The 17,295-nt window shown below is 66.0% G+C and carries 17 protein-coding genes; 8 read left to right on the forward strand and 9 right to left on the reverse strand.

Annotated elements, in window-relative coordinates:
* Position 1: 1 nt before the first annotated feature.
* Both KF719_RS07520 and KF719_RS07525 read right to left on the reverse strand, forming a co-directional pair.
* Positions 2–736, reverse strand: coding sequence for a rhomboid family intramembrane serine protease (locus tag KF719_RS07520; protein WP_293508101.1), 735 nt, complete (start codon positions 734–736; stop codon positions 2–4).
* Between the two features lie 160 nt (positions 737–896).
* Positions 897–1,547, reverse strand: a complete 651-nt coding sequence (locus KF719_RS07525) for a cytochrome c oxidase assembly protein (RefSeq protein WP_293508102.1) — start codon at positions 1,545–1,547, stop codon at positions 897–899.
* Positions 1,548–1,711: 164 nt separating this feature from the next.
* On the opposite strand from KF719_RS07525, the gene KF719_RS07530 reads away from it, so the two are divergent.
* From KF719_RS07530 to KF719_RS07555, 6 genes are all read left to right on the forward strand, one after another.
* Entirely contained in the window at positions 1,712–3,787 is a 2,076-nt protein-coding gene (locus KF719_RS07530) for a TonB-dependent receptor (protein WP_293508103.1), read from the forward strand.
* Between the two features lie 60 nt (positions 3,788–3,847).
* The gene (locus tag KF719_RS07535) at positions 3,848–5,299 is read left to right on the forward strand and encodes a phospholipase D-like domain-containing protein (protein ID WP_293508104.1); all 1,452 of its coding nucleotides are present in this window, start codon (positions 3,848–3,850) and stop codon (positions 5,297–5,299) included.
* A gap of 106 nt (positions 5,300–5,405) precedes the next feature.
* Complete coding sequence (locus KF719_RS07540) at positions 5,406–5,654, forward strand: hypothetical protein (RefSeq protein WP_293508105.1); 249 nt, start codon at positions 5,406–5,408, stop codon at positions 5,652–5,654.
* A 9-nt stretch (positions 5,655–5,663) separates the two neighbouring features.
* Positions 5,664–6,164: a phage holin family protein gene (locus KF719_RS07545; protein WP_293508106.1), complete on the forward strand. Its 501-nt coding sequence runs from the start codon at positions 5,664–5,666 to the stop codon at positions 6,162–6,164.
* A 2-nt stretch (positions 6,165–6,166) separates the two neighbouring features.
* A complete protein-coding gene (locus KF719_RS07550; RefSeq protein WP_293508107.1) occupies positions 6,167–6,673 on the forward strand; it encodes a hypothetical protein in 507 nt (168 codons plus the stop codon).
* 22 nt (positions 6,674–6,695) lie between these two features.
* Entirely contained in the window at positions 6,696–7,298 is a 603-nt protein-coding gene (locus KF719_RS07555) for a glutathione S-transferase N-terminal domain-containing protein (RefSeq protein ID WP_293508108.1), read from the forward strand.
* Between the two features lie 4 nt (positions 7,299–7,302).
* Here the strand turns inward: KF719_RS07555 and KF719_RS07560 are convergent, their stop codons facing one another.
* From KF719_RS07560 to KF719_RS07590, 7 genes are all read right to left on the reverse strand, one after another.
* The gene (locus KF719_RS07560) at positions 7,303–8,397 is read right to left on the reverse strand and encodes a zinc-binding dehydrogenase (RefSeq protein ID WP_293508109.1); all 1,095 of its coding nucleotides are present in this window, start codon (positions 8,395–8,397) and stop codon (positions 7,303–7,305) included.
* Between the two features lie 84 nt (positions 8,398–8,481).
* Positions 8,482–8,757, reverse strand: a complete 276-nt coding sequence (locus tag KF719_RS07565) for a SemiSWEET transporter (RefSeq protein ID WP_293508110.1) — start codon at positions 8,755–8,757, stop codon at positions 8,482–8,484.
* Between the two features lie 69 nt (positions 8,758–8,826).
* Positions 8,827–9,921, reverse strand: a complete 1,095-nt coding sequence (locus KF719_RS07570; RefSeq protein ID WP_293508111.1) for an acyl-CoA dehydrogenase family protein — start codon at positions 9,919–9,921, stop codon at positions 8,827–8,829.
* A gap of 10 nt (positions 9,922–9,931) precedes the next feature.
* Entirely contained in the window at positions 9,932–11,125 is a 1,194-nt protein-coding gene (locus KF719_RS07575; RefSeq protein WP_293508112.1) for an acyl-CoA dehydrogenase family protein, read from the reverse strand.
* Between the two features lie 155 nt (positions 11,126–11,280).
* Positions 11,281–13,464 carry a bifunctional diguanylate cyclase/phosphodiesterase gene (locus KF719_RS07580; RefSeq protein ID WP_293508113.1) on the reverse strand — a complete coding sequence of 728 codons (2,184 nt, stop codon included), beginning with the start codon at positions 13,462–13,464 and terminating at the stop codon, positions 11,281–11,283.
* Positions 13,465–13,548: 84 nt separating this feature from the next.
* Positions 13,549–14,361, reverse strand: a complete 813-nt coding sequence (locus tag KF719_RS07585; RefSeq protein WP_293508114.1) for a DUF1365 family protein — start codon at positions 14,359–14,361, stop codon at positions 13,549–13,551.
* A complete protein-coding gene (locus tag KF719_RS07590; RefSeq protein ID WP_293508115.1) occupies positions 14,358–15,749 on the reverse strand; it encodes an FAD-dependent oxidoreductase in 1,392 nt (463 codons plus the stop codon). Before KF719_RS07590 ends, KF719_RS07585 begins: the two co-directional genes overlap by 4 nt.
* A gap of 250 nt (positions 15,750–15,999) precedes the next feature.
* Here KF719_RS07590 and KF719_RS07595 point away from each other — a divergent pair, with 250 nt between their 5' ends.
* Positions 16,000–16,584, forward strand: coding sequence for a sigma-70 family RNA polymerase sigma factor (locus KF719_RS07595; protein ID WP_293508116.1), 585 nt, complete (start codon positions 16,000–16,002; stop codon positions 16,582–16,584).
* Positions 16,581–17,261, forward strand: a complete 681-nt coding sequence (locus KF719_RS07600) for a ChrR family anti-sigma-E factor (protein WP_293508117.1) — start codon at positions 16,581–16,583, stop codon at positions 17,259–17,261. Before KF719_RS07595 ends, KF719_RS07600 begins: the two co-directional genes overlap by 4 nt.
* Positions 17,262–17,295: the final 34 nt, after the last annotated feature.

Raw genomic sequence — 17,295 nt, forward strand, 5'->3', positions numbered from 1 at the left:
ATCAGCGCCAGGGCCCCCGCTCGCTACGCCCGTCGAAAACGCGCGGCGCCGGCTTGTGGAAGAACGGCACATCGGGACGCTTGAAAAAGCCGATCAGCAAACCGCCGGCGACAAACCCGCCGACATGCGCCCAGAAGGCGACGCCCGCTTCCTCGATATCGCTGCCGAGCCCGCTCAGCACCTGAATGACGAACCACAGCCCGAGCACGATCAGCGCCGGGATGTAGAAGGTGCGAAGCAGGATCAACGGAAACGGAATGAAGAGCACGCGCACCCGCGCACGGGGGTAAAGCAGCAGATAGGCGCCGAGCACGCCCGAAATCGCGCCGCTGGCGCCGACCAGCGGAATGGTCGAGCCCGGAACGAGGAACGCATGCGTCAGCGTCGCCGCAATGCCGCAGACAATGTAGAAGACGAGGAAGCGCACGCGCCCCATCGCCAGTTCGACATTGTCGCCGAAGATCCAGAGATAGAGCATGTTGCCGGCGAGATGCGCGAAGCCGCCATGCATGAACATCGAACTGATGATTGTGCCCCAGGCCGGCAGCGGCGCATCGGCGACCGTGACCGACCCGAACAACACCCCCGGTATCAGGCCGAATTGATAGAAGGCAAGCTCGTCCGCGCCCGGTGGCAGCGACGCCTGCCAGAAAAAGACCGCGACGCAGGCCGCGATCAGCGCCCAGGTCACAATGGGTGTACCCGGCTCGGCATTGTCGTCGGAAATGGGGAACATGGTTCTGTCCGGCTGGTGGCGATCGGTCGCCCGAGCCTACAGGGTTTCGCCGCGCCGCCTAGAGTCTTTCAGTGTTTCGTAGAAACACTGAAAGACTCTAGGTTGTTGCTTGGTCGCGCTTCTTTTCGGAAAACCGGATTCCACTTTTCCGAGAAGCGCTCTAGCGAACATGCGGGGCACGGACCGAAAAATCGGCGCTTTCGGCCGTGGCGAGATCCTGCTTTTGCCGCTCCGACCCCTCGCGCAGCGACCGCGCCGAGGCAACGGCCGCCTCGTCGGAGGCCTGGCGGAAGAAGGTGTAGGAAAGCGTGATCGTCCGCACGTTGCGCGTCTCGATATCGTCGAGCATCTCCGGGTCGACAAAGAAGACGATCGGCATTTCGGCGCTCTCGCCGGGCGCGAGCTTCTGCTCGACGAAGCAGAAACATTCGGTTTTGCTGAAGAAATAGCCGGTCGCCTCGGGCGTCACGTTGAAGGTCGCGCGGCCGACCAGCGTCTCGTCGCTCATGTTGGTCGCGTGGTAATATACCGTCGTCGGCAACCCGATCCGCGTCTGGACCTCGCGCTGGGCGGGCCGGAAGTCCCAAGGGAGCCCCGGCGAGACATTGGCGTCGAAGCGCACGGTGACGGGCGGCCCCGCCTCGTTGAGATCGGCGCTGAGCGGACGGGTGGTGTTGACGGTCCCGCCATAGCCCGTTGCCGCGCAGAACATTTCGTAAAGCGTCGGCGAATAGACGACCGCCGTCGTCATCACGGCAAGAATGGCCCCGGAAAGCGCCAGCGGCGGCAGGTTTTGTCCGAATATTTTCATGGGACACACCCTAATTCCGGCACCCTGCCCGGGCAAGAAATAGCGGCCGCGCGGATGACGCGGCAGATGGCCGCGCCGGGGAATGGACCTGCGGGCCCGGCATGGTAACAATGGGCGTGAAACCGGCCGCCAGAGCCGGAAGGGGGAGCGAAACGGGGGTGCAGGTGCCGGAATTTCGGGTTGCGTTGAAGGGGGGCGCCGCGGCGCTCGCATTGTCGATGGCGCTGGCGGCCGGCGCGGCTGCCCAAGATGAGCCGCCGGTACTGGACGATCTGATCGTCACGACCACCGGCTTCGGCACCCCGCGCGCGACCCATATCGGCAACATATCGAGGATCGGCGGCGACGAGGCCGATTTCGTTCTGCCGCTCCAGCCGGCCGAGGCGCTGAACCGCCTGCCCGGCCTCGGCATCCAGCAGGGCAGCGGCGCCGAACACCTGACGGCCATCCGCTCGCCGGTGCTGACGGCCGGCGCCGGCGCCGGCTCCTTCCTCTATCTCGAAGACGGCGTGCCGATGCGCGCGGCGGGCTTTGCCAATGTCAACGCGCTGATGGAGGCGATGGACGAGGTCTCGGGCGGCATCGAGGTGGTGCGCGGTCCGGGCAGCGCGCGCTACGGCTCCAACGCCGAACACGGGCTGATCAACTTCCTGAGCCGCCCGCCCGCGCCCGACGCCGACGCCGAACTGACCGCATGGGCCGGCCCCTATGACCGCTGGAAGACGATCGGCACCGCAAGCCGCACGCTGCGCGGCGACGGCCTGACGACGCACGGATTTCGCGGCAGCTTCTCGGCCTATAGCGATGGCGGCTTCCGCGACGCCTCCGGCCTCGACCAGCAGAAGGCGCGCCTGCGCTACGATTTCGCGACGCCCGGCACACGCGCCGTCGCCACGCTGACCGCCGTCAACGTCAATCAGGAGACCGCTGGCTTCGTCGTCGGCCCGAAGGCCTACAAGGACCCCGCGCTCTACCGCACCAACCCGAACCCGGAAGCCTATCGCGACGCCTGGGCGGTGCGCGCCGCGCTGCGCCTCGAACATGACATTGCCGACGGACGCATGCTGGTGCTGACGCCCTATGCGCGCAAGAACGACATGGATTTCCTGATGCACTTCCTGCCGCCGGGGAAACCGCGCGAGGAAAACGGCCATTGGAGCGGCGGCCTTCTCGCCAGCCTCGTCGCCGATCTCGATGGCGGACACCGCCTGATCCTCGGTTTCGACACCGAATACAGCGACGGCTACCTGAAGGAAATTCAGGACCTGCCGACCGTCGGCACCATGCCGCAGGGCACGCATTACGACTACACGGTGAAGGCGCTGGTGCTGGCGCCTTATATTCACAGCGAATGGAAACTTTCGCCCGCCACGCTGCTGAGCGCCGGCCTGCGCCTCGAATATACGCGCTACGACTACGCGAACCGGACCGCCAACGGCATCACCGGCCGCTTCCTGCGCATCCCCGACACGGTCGACGAATTCACCGACGCAACGCCGAAACTCGGCCTGTTGCACATCTTCAACGACAGCCTGACCGGTTACGTCAATGTCGCGCGCGGCAGCCGCGCACCGCAGACGACCGATCTCTACCGCCTGCAATCGCTGCAGGTGCCCGGCGAAGCGAAATCCGAAGTGCTCGACAGCATCGAAATCGGCGCGCGTGGGCAGGTCGGCGTCCTGCGCTACGAGACGAATGTCTATTACATGAAGAAGAAGAATTTCTACTTCCGCGACGCCAACGGCTTCAACGTCTCGAACGGCAAGACAAATCATTTCGGCGTCGAGGGCGAATTCTCCGCGCCGCTCGGTGCCGGCTTCGACATCGCCGGCGCCGCGACATGGGCGCGCCACACCTATGCCTTCGACAACATCATCGGCCCCGGCATCAACGCCACCGAAACCATCCGCGACGGCGACGATGTGGACACCGCGCCGCGCACCATCGCCGGCCTGCGCCTAGGTTACAATTTTCACGAAGGCGCGGCCCGCGCCGAGCTTGAATGGGTTCATATGGGGTCGTACTGGATGGACGCGGCCAATACGGTCAAATATGACGGCCATGACATATTCAACCTGCGTCTCGACTATCAGGCGACGGAAAATCTTGCGCTTTTCGGCAAGCTCACCAACATTCTGGACCGGCGCTACGCCGACCGTGCGGATTTCGGCTTCGGCACCGAACGCTATTTCCCCGGCGAGGACCGTGGCCTGATCCTTGGCGGCACGGTGCGCTTCTGATGCCGCCGGCCGCGAGATGAGGCGCGACCGGACAGGCCGCTTGCTCTAGTCTGGACGGCCATGCAGACCGGATTCTCAGATCTCTGGCCGATCCTTCTGGCCGTCATCCAGTTTGGCGGCGCGATCGGCGCCGCGATCCACGCCATGCTGATCAAGAGCGACGAGCGCGCGGCCGCCGGCTGGGTCGGCTTCATCGTGCTGGTGCCCTTTGTCGGCTGGATCGTTTACCTGCTTTTCGGCGTCAACCGCATCCAGCGCCGCGCCCGCGAACTGCGCGGCCAGAAGAACGAAACGCTGCTGCTGGCGCCCTTGCCGGCCCGCAGCGGCGGTCGCGTGACGGCCGACGAGGGGCCGCGGCTCAAGGCGCTGGAAAGCCTCGCCCGCTTCGGCCAGAAAGTGCTGCCCGAGAGTTTCGAGCCCGGCAATTCGCTGGGCGTGCTGCGAAATGGCGACGAAGCCTATCCCGCGATGATCGCCGCCATCGAAAGCGCCGAACGCTCGATCGCGCTGTCGACCTACATCTTCAACAACGATCCGGCCGGCCGCCGCTTCGTCGAAGCCCTCTCGGCGGCAAGCCGGCGCGGCGTCCGCGTCCGCCTGCTGATCGACGGCGTCGGCTCGTGGTATTCGCGCCCCTCTCTCGTGCCGCTGCTGGAAGAGCACGGCCTCGACTATGCCCGTTTCCTGCATTCGTTCATGCCGTGGCGCATGCCCTATCTCAACATGCGCAACCACCAGAAGATCATGGTCGTCGACGGCCGCCACGGTTTCACCGGCGGCATGAACATCGCCGAAGGCAACGTGCTCGCCGCCCGGCCGCGCAAGCCGATCCTCGACCATCATTTTCGCCTCGGGGGCCCGGTGGTCGCGCATCTGATGCACACTTTCGCCTATGAGTGGAATTTCACCACCGGCGAACTGCTGGACGGGCCGGACTGGTTTCCGCCGCTCGATGAAACCGGCGACATCGTGGCGCGCGGCCTGCCGGCCGGTCCCGACATGGGCCTCAATCCGATCCGCTGGACGCTGCTCGGCGCGCTTGCCGAAGCGCGCCACAGCATTCGCGTCGTCACGCCTTACTTCCTGCCCGACGCAACGCTCCGGACCGCGATCTCGGTTGCCGCCATGCGCGGCGTCATCGTCGACATCGTCCTGCCGCGCGCCAGCAACCTGCCCTTCGTCGACTGGGCGACGACGCCGCAACTCGAATGGCTGGCCCGCGCCGGCTGCCGCATCTGGAAAACCGCCGGCCCCTTCGACCACACCAAGATCATGACGGTGGATGGCATGTGGTCGATGATCGGCTCGGCCAACTGGGACGATCGCAGTCTGCGCCTCAATTTCGAGTTCAACCTCGAATGCTACGGCGCAAGCTTCGCCCGCACGCTCGACGACATCGTCGAGCGGAAAATCTCCGACGCCCATCCGGTCTCGCTCGAGGAACTTGCCGCCCGTTCCTACCCGGGGCGCATCCGCGACGCCTTTTTCCGCCTCGCCTCGCCCTATCTCTGAGCGTGCTGCGGCATCGGGCAGCAGCCCGCGCCGCCTTGAATGTGCCCGCAAGGGGGCTATGCTGATCGGGCGGGGGATAACCGGCCAGAACCGGAAGGCGACGCCAATGACCGACAAGAAACCGGACCCGAAACCGACCGTCGAGGAGCTTCAGGCTGAAGTCGAGGCGCTGAAGAAAGCCCTGGAGGAAGCGCGCGGCGAGACGCCCTTCGGCATCGACGATGCCGAGGCAATCGGCGAGCGTTTGCAGGAAGGTCTCGGCGACATCCAGAAACAGATCGACGCACATCCGGTGCCGAGCGCCTTGCTGGCCTTCGGCCTGGGTTTCCTCATCGGCCGCCTGCTGGCGAGATAGGAAACGGACATGATCGATCCGACGCCGCAAATCCGCAAACTCGCCGAAGCCGAACTTTTCCGTGCCGAGCTCGAAGCGCGCCGTCTTGCGCGCAAACTCTCGCTGGTCGGCATCGCGGTTTTCATCGCGCTTTTCGCGCTGACCATGCTGGTGATCGCCGGCTTCCTGGCGCTCTCCGAAATCTACGGCTATCCGCTTGGCGCGCTCATCACCGGCGGCGTGCTGGCGGCACTGGCATTCATCGCGCTCGTCTCCGCTGCCAAAAAGCCCGGCCGCGCCGACCGCCTCGAAATGGAGCTCGCCAACGCCACCATTCTGCAGGCGCGCGCCGAAGTGAAGCGCGACTTCGACACGATCGAACGCACGCTCAACGAGCTCAGCCTCGGTCTTCTCGGCATCGTCAAGGGATCGACCGGCAGCCTGCCGCTCATCACAATTATCGTCGGCGCACTCGCCGCGATGAGCCCGGTGCTGCGCCGTTTCCTGATGCCCTATCTGCGAAAGGAATGAACATGTTGCATTCCGGCGCCAGATGGAGTGTCGCATTGGCCGTGCTTGCGGCCCTTGCCGTCTCCGCCTGTGCGCAGACGCAGTTGCCGCAGCCCGAGGTGACGATGAGAAAACCCGAAGCGCCGGTCGGCGGCGTTCCCGTCGATGACCGCGGCACCGGCCTCGTCGGCCCGGCCGGCGGCGCGCTGCTCGGCATGGCAATCGGCTCGGGCAGCGGCACCGAATGGGCAGTCGCCGCCGGCGTCGCGGCGGGCTATATGGTCGGCGGTTCCGAAGGGCCGAAACTGACGGGCATGCCCGCCCGCGCAAGGGAAGAAGCCATCGCCAAAATGATGACCGTACCGCTGCGCGAACCCGTCACCTGGTTCACCGCGCAGGACAAGGCGAGCGGCAAGATCACGCCGACCCGCGAATTCACCGACGAGCGCGGCCGCACCTGCCGCGAATTCGTCGAATGGCGCACCATCCGCGCCATGAACGGCCACACCAGCGGCACCGCCTGTCTCTGACATTTCCCGGCAAGGAATTTCGATGAAGCTCTATCACTCCCCGACCTCGCCTTTCGCGCGCAAGGTCCGCGTGCTGATCCGCGAGAAGGGCGCGCTGGCGCAGGTGACCGAGGAGACGGCTTCGGCAATGAGCGACCCGCAATCGCTGATCGCGGCCAACCCACTCGGCAAGGTACCGGCGCTCGCCCTGAAGGACGGCACGTCTTTCTTCGACAGTCCTTTGATCTGCGAATATCTGGACGCGACGCTCGACGGCCCCGCGCTCTTTCCGGCGGCGGGCGCGGAGCGCTGGCGCGCCTTGCGCTTTCAGGCGCTGGCCGACGGCATCATGGACGCCGCCGTGTCGCTGGTCTTCGAGACGAACCGGCCGGAAGCCGAACGTTCGGAAATGTGGATGGCCCGCTGGCGCCGCGCCGTTGCGCGCAGCCTCGATCTTTTGGAACAGGAAGTGAGCCTTCTCGACGCACCGCTCGACATTGGCGGCATCGCGACGGGCGCGGCGCTTGGCTATCTCGACTTCCGCCACGCCGCCATGAACTGGCAGACGCAGGCGCCCGAACTCGCCGGCTGGTGGCGCGACATGGCGAAGCGTCCTTCTTTCGCCGAAACCGCGCCGCCCGCCTGAACGCCTACCGCCAGGGCTCAACCAGAATCTTGGCGTGCTTCTCGGGATTGCCGAGTTCGCTGAACGCCTCTTTCACACCCTCGACACCGACCTTGGCCGTCACCAGCGGCGAACCGTCGATCTTGCCTTCGGCGAGATGATTGAGCGTCAGCGCGAATTCCTCCGGCGTGTAGCCGAGCACGAATTGCACGTTGAGTTCCTTGTTGATGCCGAAGAACGGCTCGAAGCGGTCCTGCTCCATGCAGACGCCGACCACGACCACGCGGGCAAAACGCGGCGCGCCCTCGAATATCTGCTGGATGACGCCCGGCACGCCGACGCATTCGAAGATGACGCCCGGCCGGAGCTTCGGCCCCATGCCGAGCAGCGTCATGATGTTCTCGGGGTTGTAGCCTTCCGGTGTCGCCTCCTTCGTCCAGCGCGCATAAGGCGCCTCGACTTTCGGATCGAGCACGATGTCGGCGCCCATCTTCTCGGCAAGCTTGCGCCGCGCCGGGCTGAAATCGGCCGCGATGATCGGATGCACGCCCCTGATCTTGAGACCGGCAATGACCGCAAGGCCGACAGGCCCGCAGCCGATGACGAGCGGAATGTCGTCCTCGGTCAGATTGGCTTTCTCGACCGCATGCCAGCCGACCGCCATCGGCTCGGTCAGCGCCGCCTGTTCGGTCGGCAACCCGTTCGGCACTTCGAGCAGCATCAGCTCGTTCAGCACCATCTGCTCGGCAAAGCCGCCGGGCATGTTGTTGGAATAACCGACCGGATCGATCTTGGCTTTCTCGCCGTTCATCGTGATCGCGATCGGCATCGAGCAGACGCGCGTGCCCGGCTTCAGCTTCTTCTCGGTGCCCGGTCCGTGATCGAGAATCTCGGCGCAGAACTCATGTCCGAACACGATGTCGCGCTTGAGGTCCATCGTGAAGCTCGAGCCCGAACGCTGCGCCGTCTCGACCATCTTGTCGGCATGGTGAAACGCATGCAGGTCCGAGCCGCAAATGCCGCAGGCCAGCGTCTTGACCAGCACCTGGCCCGCTTGCGGTGTCGGTTCGGGGATCGTGTCGGCGACGAGATCGCCATTGCGGAAAACGGCCGCGCGCATGGGTGTTCCTCCCGGTCTGATTTCTTGTTGGCGACATGCAAGCAGGCGGCAACGGCCGAGGCAAGCCCTAAAATAGACCTTGGTCTATTTCCTTGAAGCGGCCCGCCGCGCTGCCCGTTCATTGCCGAGAATGATCAGGAAAATCGGCAGCGCCAGCATCAGCGTCACGCCATTGGCGCCGATCAGCGCATAATCCTGCCGGTTGATGCCATGCAGCAGCCACAGAAAGATGCCGACGGTCAGCAGCCCGTACATGCCGAGCGAAAGGCCCGACGTATCGCGGCTGCGGATCGTCTTCACCGCCTGCGGCACGAAGGCGAGCGTGGTCAGGAAGGCCGCGATATAGCCGAGTTCACCCATGAGGCACCGGACAAAAAGGTTGTGGACGCGCCGCATATGACGCCCGCGCGTGCGGGAAGGCAAGTGCCCTCAATCCGCCGCCCAGCCCTGCAGGACCGCGGCCTCGTGGCGCACCCGTTCCGGCGAACCCAGCAATTGCCGGTTGAGGCCGATGCGCTTGAACCAGTAGTGCAGCCCGACGAGATCAGTAAAGCCCATGCCGCCGTGAACCTCCGTCGCGGTGCGCGCGACGAAGCGCCCGGTTTCCGACGTCAGCGCCTTGGCATGCGCCGCCATCAGGCTCGCCTCGTCCGGCATCGTGTCGAAGGCATGCGCGGCATACCAGACCAGCGACCGGCAGGGCTCGAGCTCGGCCGCCATCTCGGCGCACATATGCTTCACCGCCTGGAACGAGCCGATGACGCGGCCGAACTGCTTGCGCTCGCCCGCGTAAGCCACGGCCTTCTCGATCATCGCCCAACCCGCGCCCAGCGTGTCGGCGGCGAGCATCACGCGGCCGGCATCGACCATGCGTTTCAGCGCCGCGCCCGCATCGCCCGCGCTCAGCGGCTCCGCCTCGACATTGTCGAAGCGCAATTCGCCGAGCGGCCGTGTGAGATCGATGCTGGTGAGCGCAATCCGCGTCAGCCCCTTCGCATCGCCTTTCACGAGATGGAGCCCGCCCGTCTTGTCGGCGACGATGAAAACATCGGCGCCCGCCGCATCGAGCGCAAACAGCGCCGTGCCGGTGAGCCTGTCGCTGGACGCCGCAACGCCCGCGCCCTCGCGCGCGCCCGCCGCGCGCTCCGACACCGCGACACCGGCAATCGCCTCGCCGCTTGCGAGCTTCGGCAGCCATGCCGCCTGCTGCGCCTTCGAGCCTGCACCGGCAAGCGCGAGCGGCGCCATGACGGCGGTCGCAACGAAAGGCGCCGGCGCGACATGCCGGCCAAGCATCTCCGACGCCAGCGCCGCATCGAGCAGCCCCATCCCCATGCCGCCATGTTCCTCGGCGATCAGCATGCCCGCGACGCCAAGCCCGGCAAGCGCCTGCCACACATCGCCGGCATAGGCCGCGTGTTCCTCGGCCGCCTGGCGCACGCGCTCCAGCGGCGACACCTTTTCGAGCGTCCGTCCGATGCTTTCCTGGAGCAGCTTCTGGTCTTCCGACAATCCGAATTCCATGTTCCGCTCCTCACGCTTTCGCCGGTTTCGGTTCGCGCGGCATCCCGAGCCCGCGTTCCGAAATGATGTTCTTCTGGATCTGCGCCGTGCCGCCGCCGATGATCAACCCGAGATCGAACATGTAGCGGTGCTGCCACGCGCCTTGCGCGCGCAAATGCGGACTGTCCTCGTAAAGCACGCCGATCTCGCCCAGCGCGTCGATGGCGAGCGCCGCAAGCTGGTGGTTGAGTTCGCAACCCTGCAGCTTCACGATGAGCCGCGCAATGCCGGGATCCTCGCCCTTTGCCGCCGCCGTCAGCAGCCGGAGCCCGTGAAACTGCATCGCGAAAACCCGGGCCTGCAACGCAACGAGACGGTCGCGATAGACCGGATGGTCGATCAGCCGCGTCCCGTCCATCGTCTCCTTGTGCATCAGGTCGGTGATTTCCTTCAGCCGCGTCCCTGCCTGGTTCGGATCGCCGAGCATGCCGCGCTCGTGTTTCAGCGTCGCGTTGGCGACGAACCAGCCCTGGCCGCGCCCCGCCACGATGTCCTTCTTGGGCACCCGCACATCGGTGAAGAACACCTCGTTGAATTCGGCATGTCCTGTCATCGTCTTCAGCGGACGCACTTCGATGCCCGGCGTCTGCATCGAGAAGATCAGGTAGGAAATGCCTTCATGCTTCTTCGCCTCGGGCTCCGTCCGCACGAGGCAGAAAATCATGTCGGCTGCATGCGCGGTCGAGGTCCAGATCTTCTGTCCGTTGATGATGAAATCGTCCCCGTCTTCCACCGCCTTCGTTTGCAGCGAAGCGAGATCGGAGCCCGAGCCCGGCTCCGAATAACCCTGACACCAGACGACCTCGCCGCGGAGCGTCGGCGCAATCCATTTCTTCTTCTGCTCTTCGGTACCGAGTTCCAGCAGCGTCGGCACCAGCATCGAGATACCCTGATTGGCAATCCCCATCGGCAGGCCGGCTGCGGTGAACTCTTCGGCGATGATCCGCGACTTCAGAATGTCGGGCTCGGCGCCATAGCCGCCATATTCCTTCGGGATCGTCCGCGCGGTGAGGCCGTGCTCGATCAGCAGGCGCTGCCAGTTCTGCGTTTCCTCGGAAGGACGCGACACGCCGAAGCGGCGCGGCGCCTTTGCGCCATGCTTGGCGATGAAGGCGCGAACCTCCGCGCGAAAGGCTTCGTATTCGGGCCCATAGGCGAGATCCATGAAAGACGTCTCCCGGCGCGGCGCCTGCGGCCCTTCGGGCGCCGGCGCTCATTGTTGGTGGTGCGACGCGGGAGTGTAGCGCGCGGCGCGCGCGCGTAAAGCGCCGCCGGCTTGCGCAAGGCGCCCGCTGCGTCAACGGGAACGGGAGGCGTGATTCAGGCGGCGGTGCCGGAAGCGGCGATGCGCCGCGCGCCGGCCGGCGAATTGCGCAGGAAGACCTCGAACTCGGCGGGCGGCATCGGCCGGCCCATGAAATAGCCCTGCACCTCGTCGCAGCCGAGCTCGCGCAGCTTGTCGAACTGGTCGGCGCTTTCGACGCCCTCCGCCACCACCGACACGCCCAGCGCATGCGCCAGGTCGATGATGACCTTCGGAATGATGTGCCCCTCGCGCCCGTCGGCAATGTCGCTGACGAAGCTGCGGTCGATCTTCAGCCGCTTGACCGGGAAACGTTTCAGATAGGCCAGCGACGAATAGCCGGTGCCGAAATCGTCGATGCCGATGCCGATGCCGAGGCTCCGCAGCCGCCGAAGCGTCCCGATCACCGTGTCGACATCCTCCATCACCATGCTTTCGGTAACTTCAAGTTCGAGATATTGCGGCGACAGCCCGCGCGCGATCAGCGTATTGGCGATCGTATCGGTAAGGTCGGCGCGCCGGAGGTCGATCGCCGACACGTTGACGGCAACCGTGATGCGCGGCAATCCGTCGTCCTGCCATTGGCGGTTCTGCCGGCAGGCTTCGTCGAGCACCCATCGGGTCAGATCGACGACAAGACCGCTGCGCTCGGCCACCGGAATGAAGACCGAAGGCGGAATGAAACCGCGCTCCTCATGCGGCCAGCGGATCAGCGCCTCCGCGCCGGTGATCTTCCCGGTCGCGACATCGACTTTCGGCTGGTAATAGAGCTTCAGCTCCTGCCGCGCCACGGCGGCGCGCAGGTCGCGTTCGATCTGGTTGCGTTCGATGGCGCGCAGATGCAGCTCGTGGCGATAGAGCACGCAAGCGCCGGCGCCTTCCTGCTTGGCGCGCGACAGCGCCAGGTCGGCATTCTTGATCAGCACGTCGGCGTCGCGGCCGTCCTGCGGAAACAGCGTCATGCCGACGCAAGACGCCTGTTGCAGCTCCTGCGCGCCGAGACGGAACGGCGCCCCCACCGCGCGCACAAGACGGCTCGCCATTTCGAGTGCCTCGTCGGCGCTCTTGATGCCGTTGAACACGACGCCGAATTCGTCGCCGCCAATGCGCGCCACGATGTCGCCCTCGCGCCGGCAGCCCATCAGAATATCGGCCGTCCGCTGCAGCACGAGATCGCCCGCATCGTGGCCCAGCGTATCGTTGACGTCCTTGAAGCCGCCGAGATTGAGGATCATCATGCCGACAAGCCCGCCGCGCCGTTCGGCTTCGGCCAGCGCGCCGGCAAACTGCACCTTGAAGGAACTGCGATTGCCGAGCCCCGTCAGCCCGTCTGTCGAGGCGATATTGGTGAGCCGCGCCTCGCTGTCCGCCGCCGCCTGGACCGAGGCGGCCAACGCCTGCGCGACAATGCCGATTTCGTCGCCATGCTGCGCCGTTTCCGCCGCGCCGCGCCGGTAGTCCCGCGCAAAATCGCGCAGCGCCTCGATCGGCGCGACGACGATGCGGTGCACCAGCATCGAAATCGTCAGAATGGCGAGGATCGCGGTGATCGTCAGCCAGGTCATGGTGTTCCACGCCTTGGTGGTCAGTCGCGCGGCCAGCCGTTCCATGTCGACGCGAATGATGGCGACGGCCTGCTCGCCGGCCTGCGGCAGGTCGAGCCAAATCGCATAGTCGCCTCCGTAAGCGCCGGCGCCCGTCAGCTGCCGCTGCGTGTCGATGGCGATCGGACGGCGCGTATCGGCGTCCATGTCCGCAAACGCCGAAGCGACCGGCGCAATGCTCCGTCCATTCCATGCCGCATGCGACGACGCAACGATCCGGCCGTCGCGTCCGGCGATCGCGGCTTCGGCGATGTAAGGCGCATTGCCGATCGCCGACAGGATCGGCTCCAGTTCGCCGGACGCCTGCACGCGCGCCGCGGCATGGATCAGCACATCTCTTGCCGCGCCTGCGCGCAGATTCGCTTCATGTGCGAGGTTCTGGTTGAACGTCGTGAAGACATAAATGCCGCTCATCGCCACCAGAACGACGCCGATCGACGTCAGCAGGCCGACAACCTTGGATCGCAATGAGGTGAAATGCGTCGCGACGCCGCGGCGCAGTTCCGCCACGAAGGCGCGCGCACGCGCCGGCGCACCGTCCTTGCCGGACGGCGCGTCTCGGGCCTCCGGCGCTTCGCCTTCACACTCGACCGACACCTGGGTCCTCGCTTCGAAACCCGGCACGCGCCGGATTTGTCGGGAAACTCAAGCATTTATAGGTGTCGGGGAACTAAGATTGCGTTACGCGCCAGGCATTCCGGATGGACGACCGTCCTGAAACGGAACAATCGTCACCGGGCTCGACGGCGCCGCCGGACGCGCGGCCGGCCTGATGCCTTTAAGCCACAGCCTGAGCGCCTCCCAATGAATGCCGCCGACGACTTTCAGCGTCAGCAGCGGGTAGCGCAGAAAGGCGGCCGCAAGCTGCCCGTCGGTGAAGGCCCGCGCCGCGCCCGCGAACGAGGCCGTCAGCAGCGCGCCCGCGCCGTCGCTTTCGCGGATGGTCAAGGTCAGGCGCGCGCCGGGCCGCAACACCTTGAAGTGATAACGGCCGGCAACCGGCAGGAACGGTGACACATAAAAGGCCTTGTCGCAGGTCTGCGCCACCGTCGCGGCATGCGGCGCCGCCACCGGCACGAGATAGCTGTGCCGATCGCCGAATGTGTTGTTGACCTCATAAAGCATCGCCGCGAGCCCGCCATCGGCGCGGTGGCAGAAATAGACCGTCAGCGGATTGAACACATGGCCGAGCACACGCGGAAAACACAGCGCCTCGATGCGCCCGCCCCCCGTTTCGATACCGGCTCGCGCCAGCTGCGCCTCGACCCAGCCTCGAAGCGGCCGCCCCGATCCGTCGCCATGATCGCTGTCGTAGAAGCTGAAAAGCGAAAGGCGGTTATGCGCGAAGAGCCGCGAGCCTCGCGCCAGCGCCGGCACCTCGTCGAGATCGAGCAGCATATAGAAGACGCCGTAGGAAAGCGCATGAACGCGCGGCCGCAACCGCCGGTGAAACACCGTGCCGGTGTAGAGCCGCGATTGCAGGGCGCCGCTCACGCAACCTCCGCCATTGCGGCGCGATCCGCAGTCAGCGATATGCGGCCCGACGGATCGGCGACACTCCACGGCCGGGCGATCCCGCCCAGTTGCTCGGCGACTGCAAGTCCGGCCTGCAACCCGTCTTCGTGGAACCCCGAGCCGAAATAGGCGCCGCAAAACCATGTCCGCCGGACACCCTGCAAATCCCAGAGCTGGCGTTGCGCGGCAAAGGCGCCGGCATCGAACACCGGATGATCGTATTCGATGCGCGCAAACACGCTTTCGGGCGCCGGGTCGTGCGACGGGTTGAGCGTCACGAAGAGATCGCGCGCGGTGGGCAGCGGCTGCAGTTTGTTCATCCAGTAACTGACACAGACCGGCGAGCCCGCGCCGCCGCCCATATAGTTCCAGCTCGACCAGACGCGCCGGTTGCGCGGCATGAAGGCCGGATCGGCATGCAGCCAGGCGACATTGCGCTGATAGGATATCGCGCCGAGCAGCGCCCGTTCGCGCCCGTCCGCGTCGCCGAGCATCGCCAGCGCCTCGTCGCTATGCGCCGCCACGACGACATGATCGTAGCGCGCGACGCCGCCGCCCATGTCGCGAAGCGTGACACCCGCCGCATCGCGCTGGATTTCCGCAACGCCGGTGCCCATCCGGATGCACGGCCCGAGCGGCGCGGCCAGCGTCTTCACATATTCGCGCGAGCCGCCGGTCACGGTGCGCCATGCCGGGCGTCCGCTCAGCCGCATCAATCCGTGATTGTCGAAAAAGCGCAGGAAAGCGAGCGCCGGAAACTGCTCGACGCGCTCGATCGGCAGCGACCAGATCGCCGCGCACATCGGCAGCAGATGATCCTCGCGCAGCGACGCCGAATAGCCCTGCTCGCGCAGGAAATCGCCGAGCGGCTTGGCATCGAGCCCCGCCTGCCCGACAAGCCCCGGTGCCGTCCGGTAGAGCCGCGCGATATCGCCAAGCATCCGCCAGAGCCGCGGACTGAGGATATTGCGCCGGTCGGCGAAAATGCCGTTGAGCCCCGATCCCGAATATTCAAAGCGCCGGCCGCCGCCCGTTTCGAGCGAGGCGGCAAACGACATGTTGCTGGCGCTGGTCTTGACGCCGAGCACATCGAACATAGCCGTCAGGTTCGGATAGTTGCGCTCGTTATAGACGATGAAACCGGTATCGACCGGCACCGGCCCCTCCGGCAGCGCCACCGTCACCGTGTTCGAATGGCCGCCGATGCGCGGCGCCTTTTCGTAAACCGTCACATCGTGGCCGCGCGACAGCAGCCAGGCCGCGGACAATCCGGATATGCCGGTCCCGACAACGGCGATTCGGAGCCGCGGCGAAGCCGGGTCGCGCCGGCCGGGGAACGGAAGCGCGCGGTCGTCGAAGGGTGTCATTTGTTGCCTTTGCCGGGGTCTCTGAGGGAGAAATCACAATCTTCCCTACGCGCCGCCATGGCCGCCGGATCACCCGCCTTTCGCCGCGCCGCGGCTTTCCCTAGACTCGACCACGCGTATCGGTGCGCGGGGTGATCCGCGGGCCGTCCGGGCGCGTATCCGCCATATGACCGCAACCGGCATATCGCAGATCGTCCCGGCCCGCGCCGGCCGCACATATTGGCGGCCGAATCTGAGAAAGCTGGGCTTGATGGATCGGGACAAGACGTCCGCGGCGGCGTCGGCGGAACTGGCGGAAGAAATGGCGGCGCTGCTGGCCGCGATCGCGCGCGATGGCGACCGCACGGCCTTTGCCCGCCTCTTCGGTCACTATGCGCCGCGCGTGAAGTCCTATCTGCGCCGCCTGCATGTCGAGGAACGTCAGGCCGAGGACATCGCGCAGGACGTGATGCTGACCGTCTGGCGCAAGGCCGGTCAGTTCGATCCGGCCAAGGCCTCGGCCGGCACCTGGATTTTCACCATCGCGCGCAACCGCTTCATCGACACGGTGCGCCGCGAGCGCCGGCCGGCCCTCGATCCCGACGAGCCGATGCTGCTGCCCGAAGCGCCGCGCCCCGCCGACGACAGCATGGCCGCCGGTCAGATCGGCGCGCGCGTCCATCAGGCCATGTCGGCCCTGCCGCCCGATCAGGCCGAAGTCGTCGCGCTCTCCTTCCTCGAAGGATTGCCGCATTCCGCCATCGCCGAACGGCTCGACATTCCGCTCGGCACCGTCAAATCGAGACTGAGACTTGCGTTCGGCCGCCTGCGGGCGGTGCTGGAGGACCTGCAATGAGTGTCGCCCTGAACAATTCCGCGCCCGTTACCCACCGTCTCGGCGACGAATGGCTGATGGCCTATGCGGCGGGCGCCCTGTCGGAAGGCCAGTCGCTGCTTGTCGCCTCGCATCTGAGTTTCCTCGGCGATGCGCCGGCGCGGCTCGCCACCGCCGAAGCGGCCGGCGGCGCGCTGATCGACGACCTCGCGCCCGACCTGATGGCGCCCGACGCGCTCGCGCAAACGCTGGCGCGGCTCGATATGGCGGAACCGGCGGTGGCGTCTGCCGCCCGGCCCGCCACAGGCGAAGATCCTCTCCCCGTTCCCTTGCGCGACTGGCTGGGGCGCGGCGTCGATGAATTGAAATGGGGTTTCCTCGGCCCCGGCATGAAGAAGGTCAAGCTCTGGCGCGGCGGCCCGAACGATCAGCGTCTGTGGATGCTGCGCGCGCAGCCCGGCGTCAAGATCCCCAAACACGGCCATCGCGGCACCGAGCTTGTGCTGGTGCTGAAAGGCAGCTTCAGCGATCCGCATGGCGGCTTCCGCCCCGGCGATGTCGAGGAAAGCGACGGCGCCCGCATGCATGCCCTCGATATCGATGAGGGCGAGGAATGTATCTGCCTCGCCCTCACCGAAGGACCGATCCGCTTCGAAAGCTGGATTGCGAGGGCGATCCAGCCCTTCATCGGCCTGTAGAAGACGGGGGGAGGGGCCTCCTACAGGCCGGACG

It is taken from the genome of Parvibaculum sp., from assembly GCF_019635935.1.
Classification (GTDB): Bacteria; Pseudomonadota; Alphaproteobacteria; order Parvibaculales; family Parvibaculaceae; genus Parvibaculum.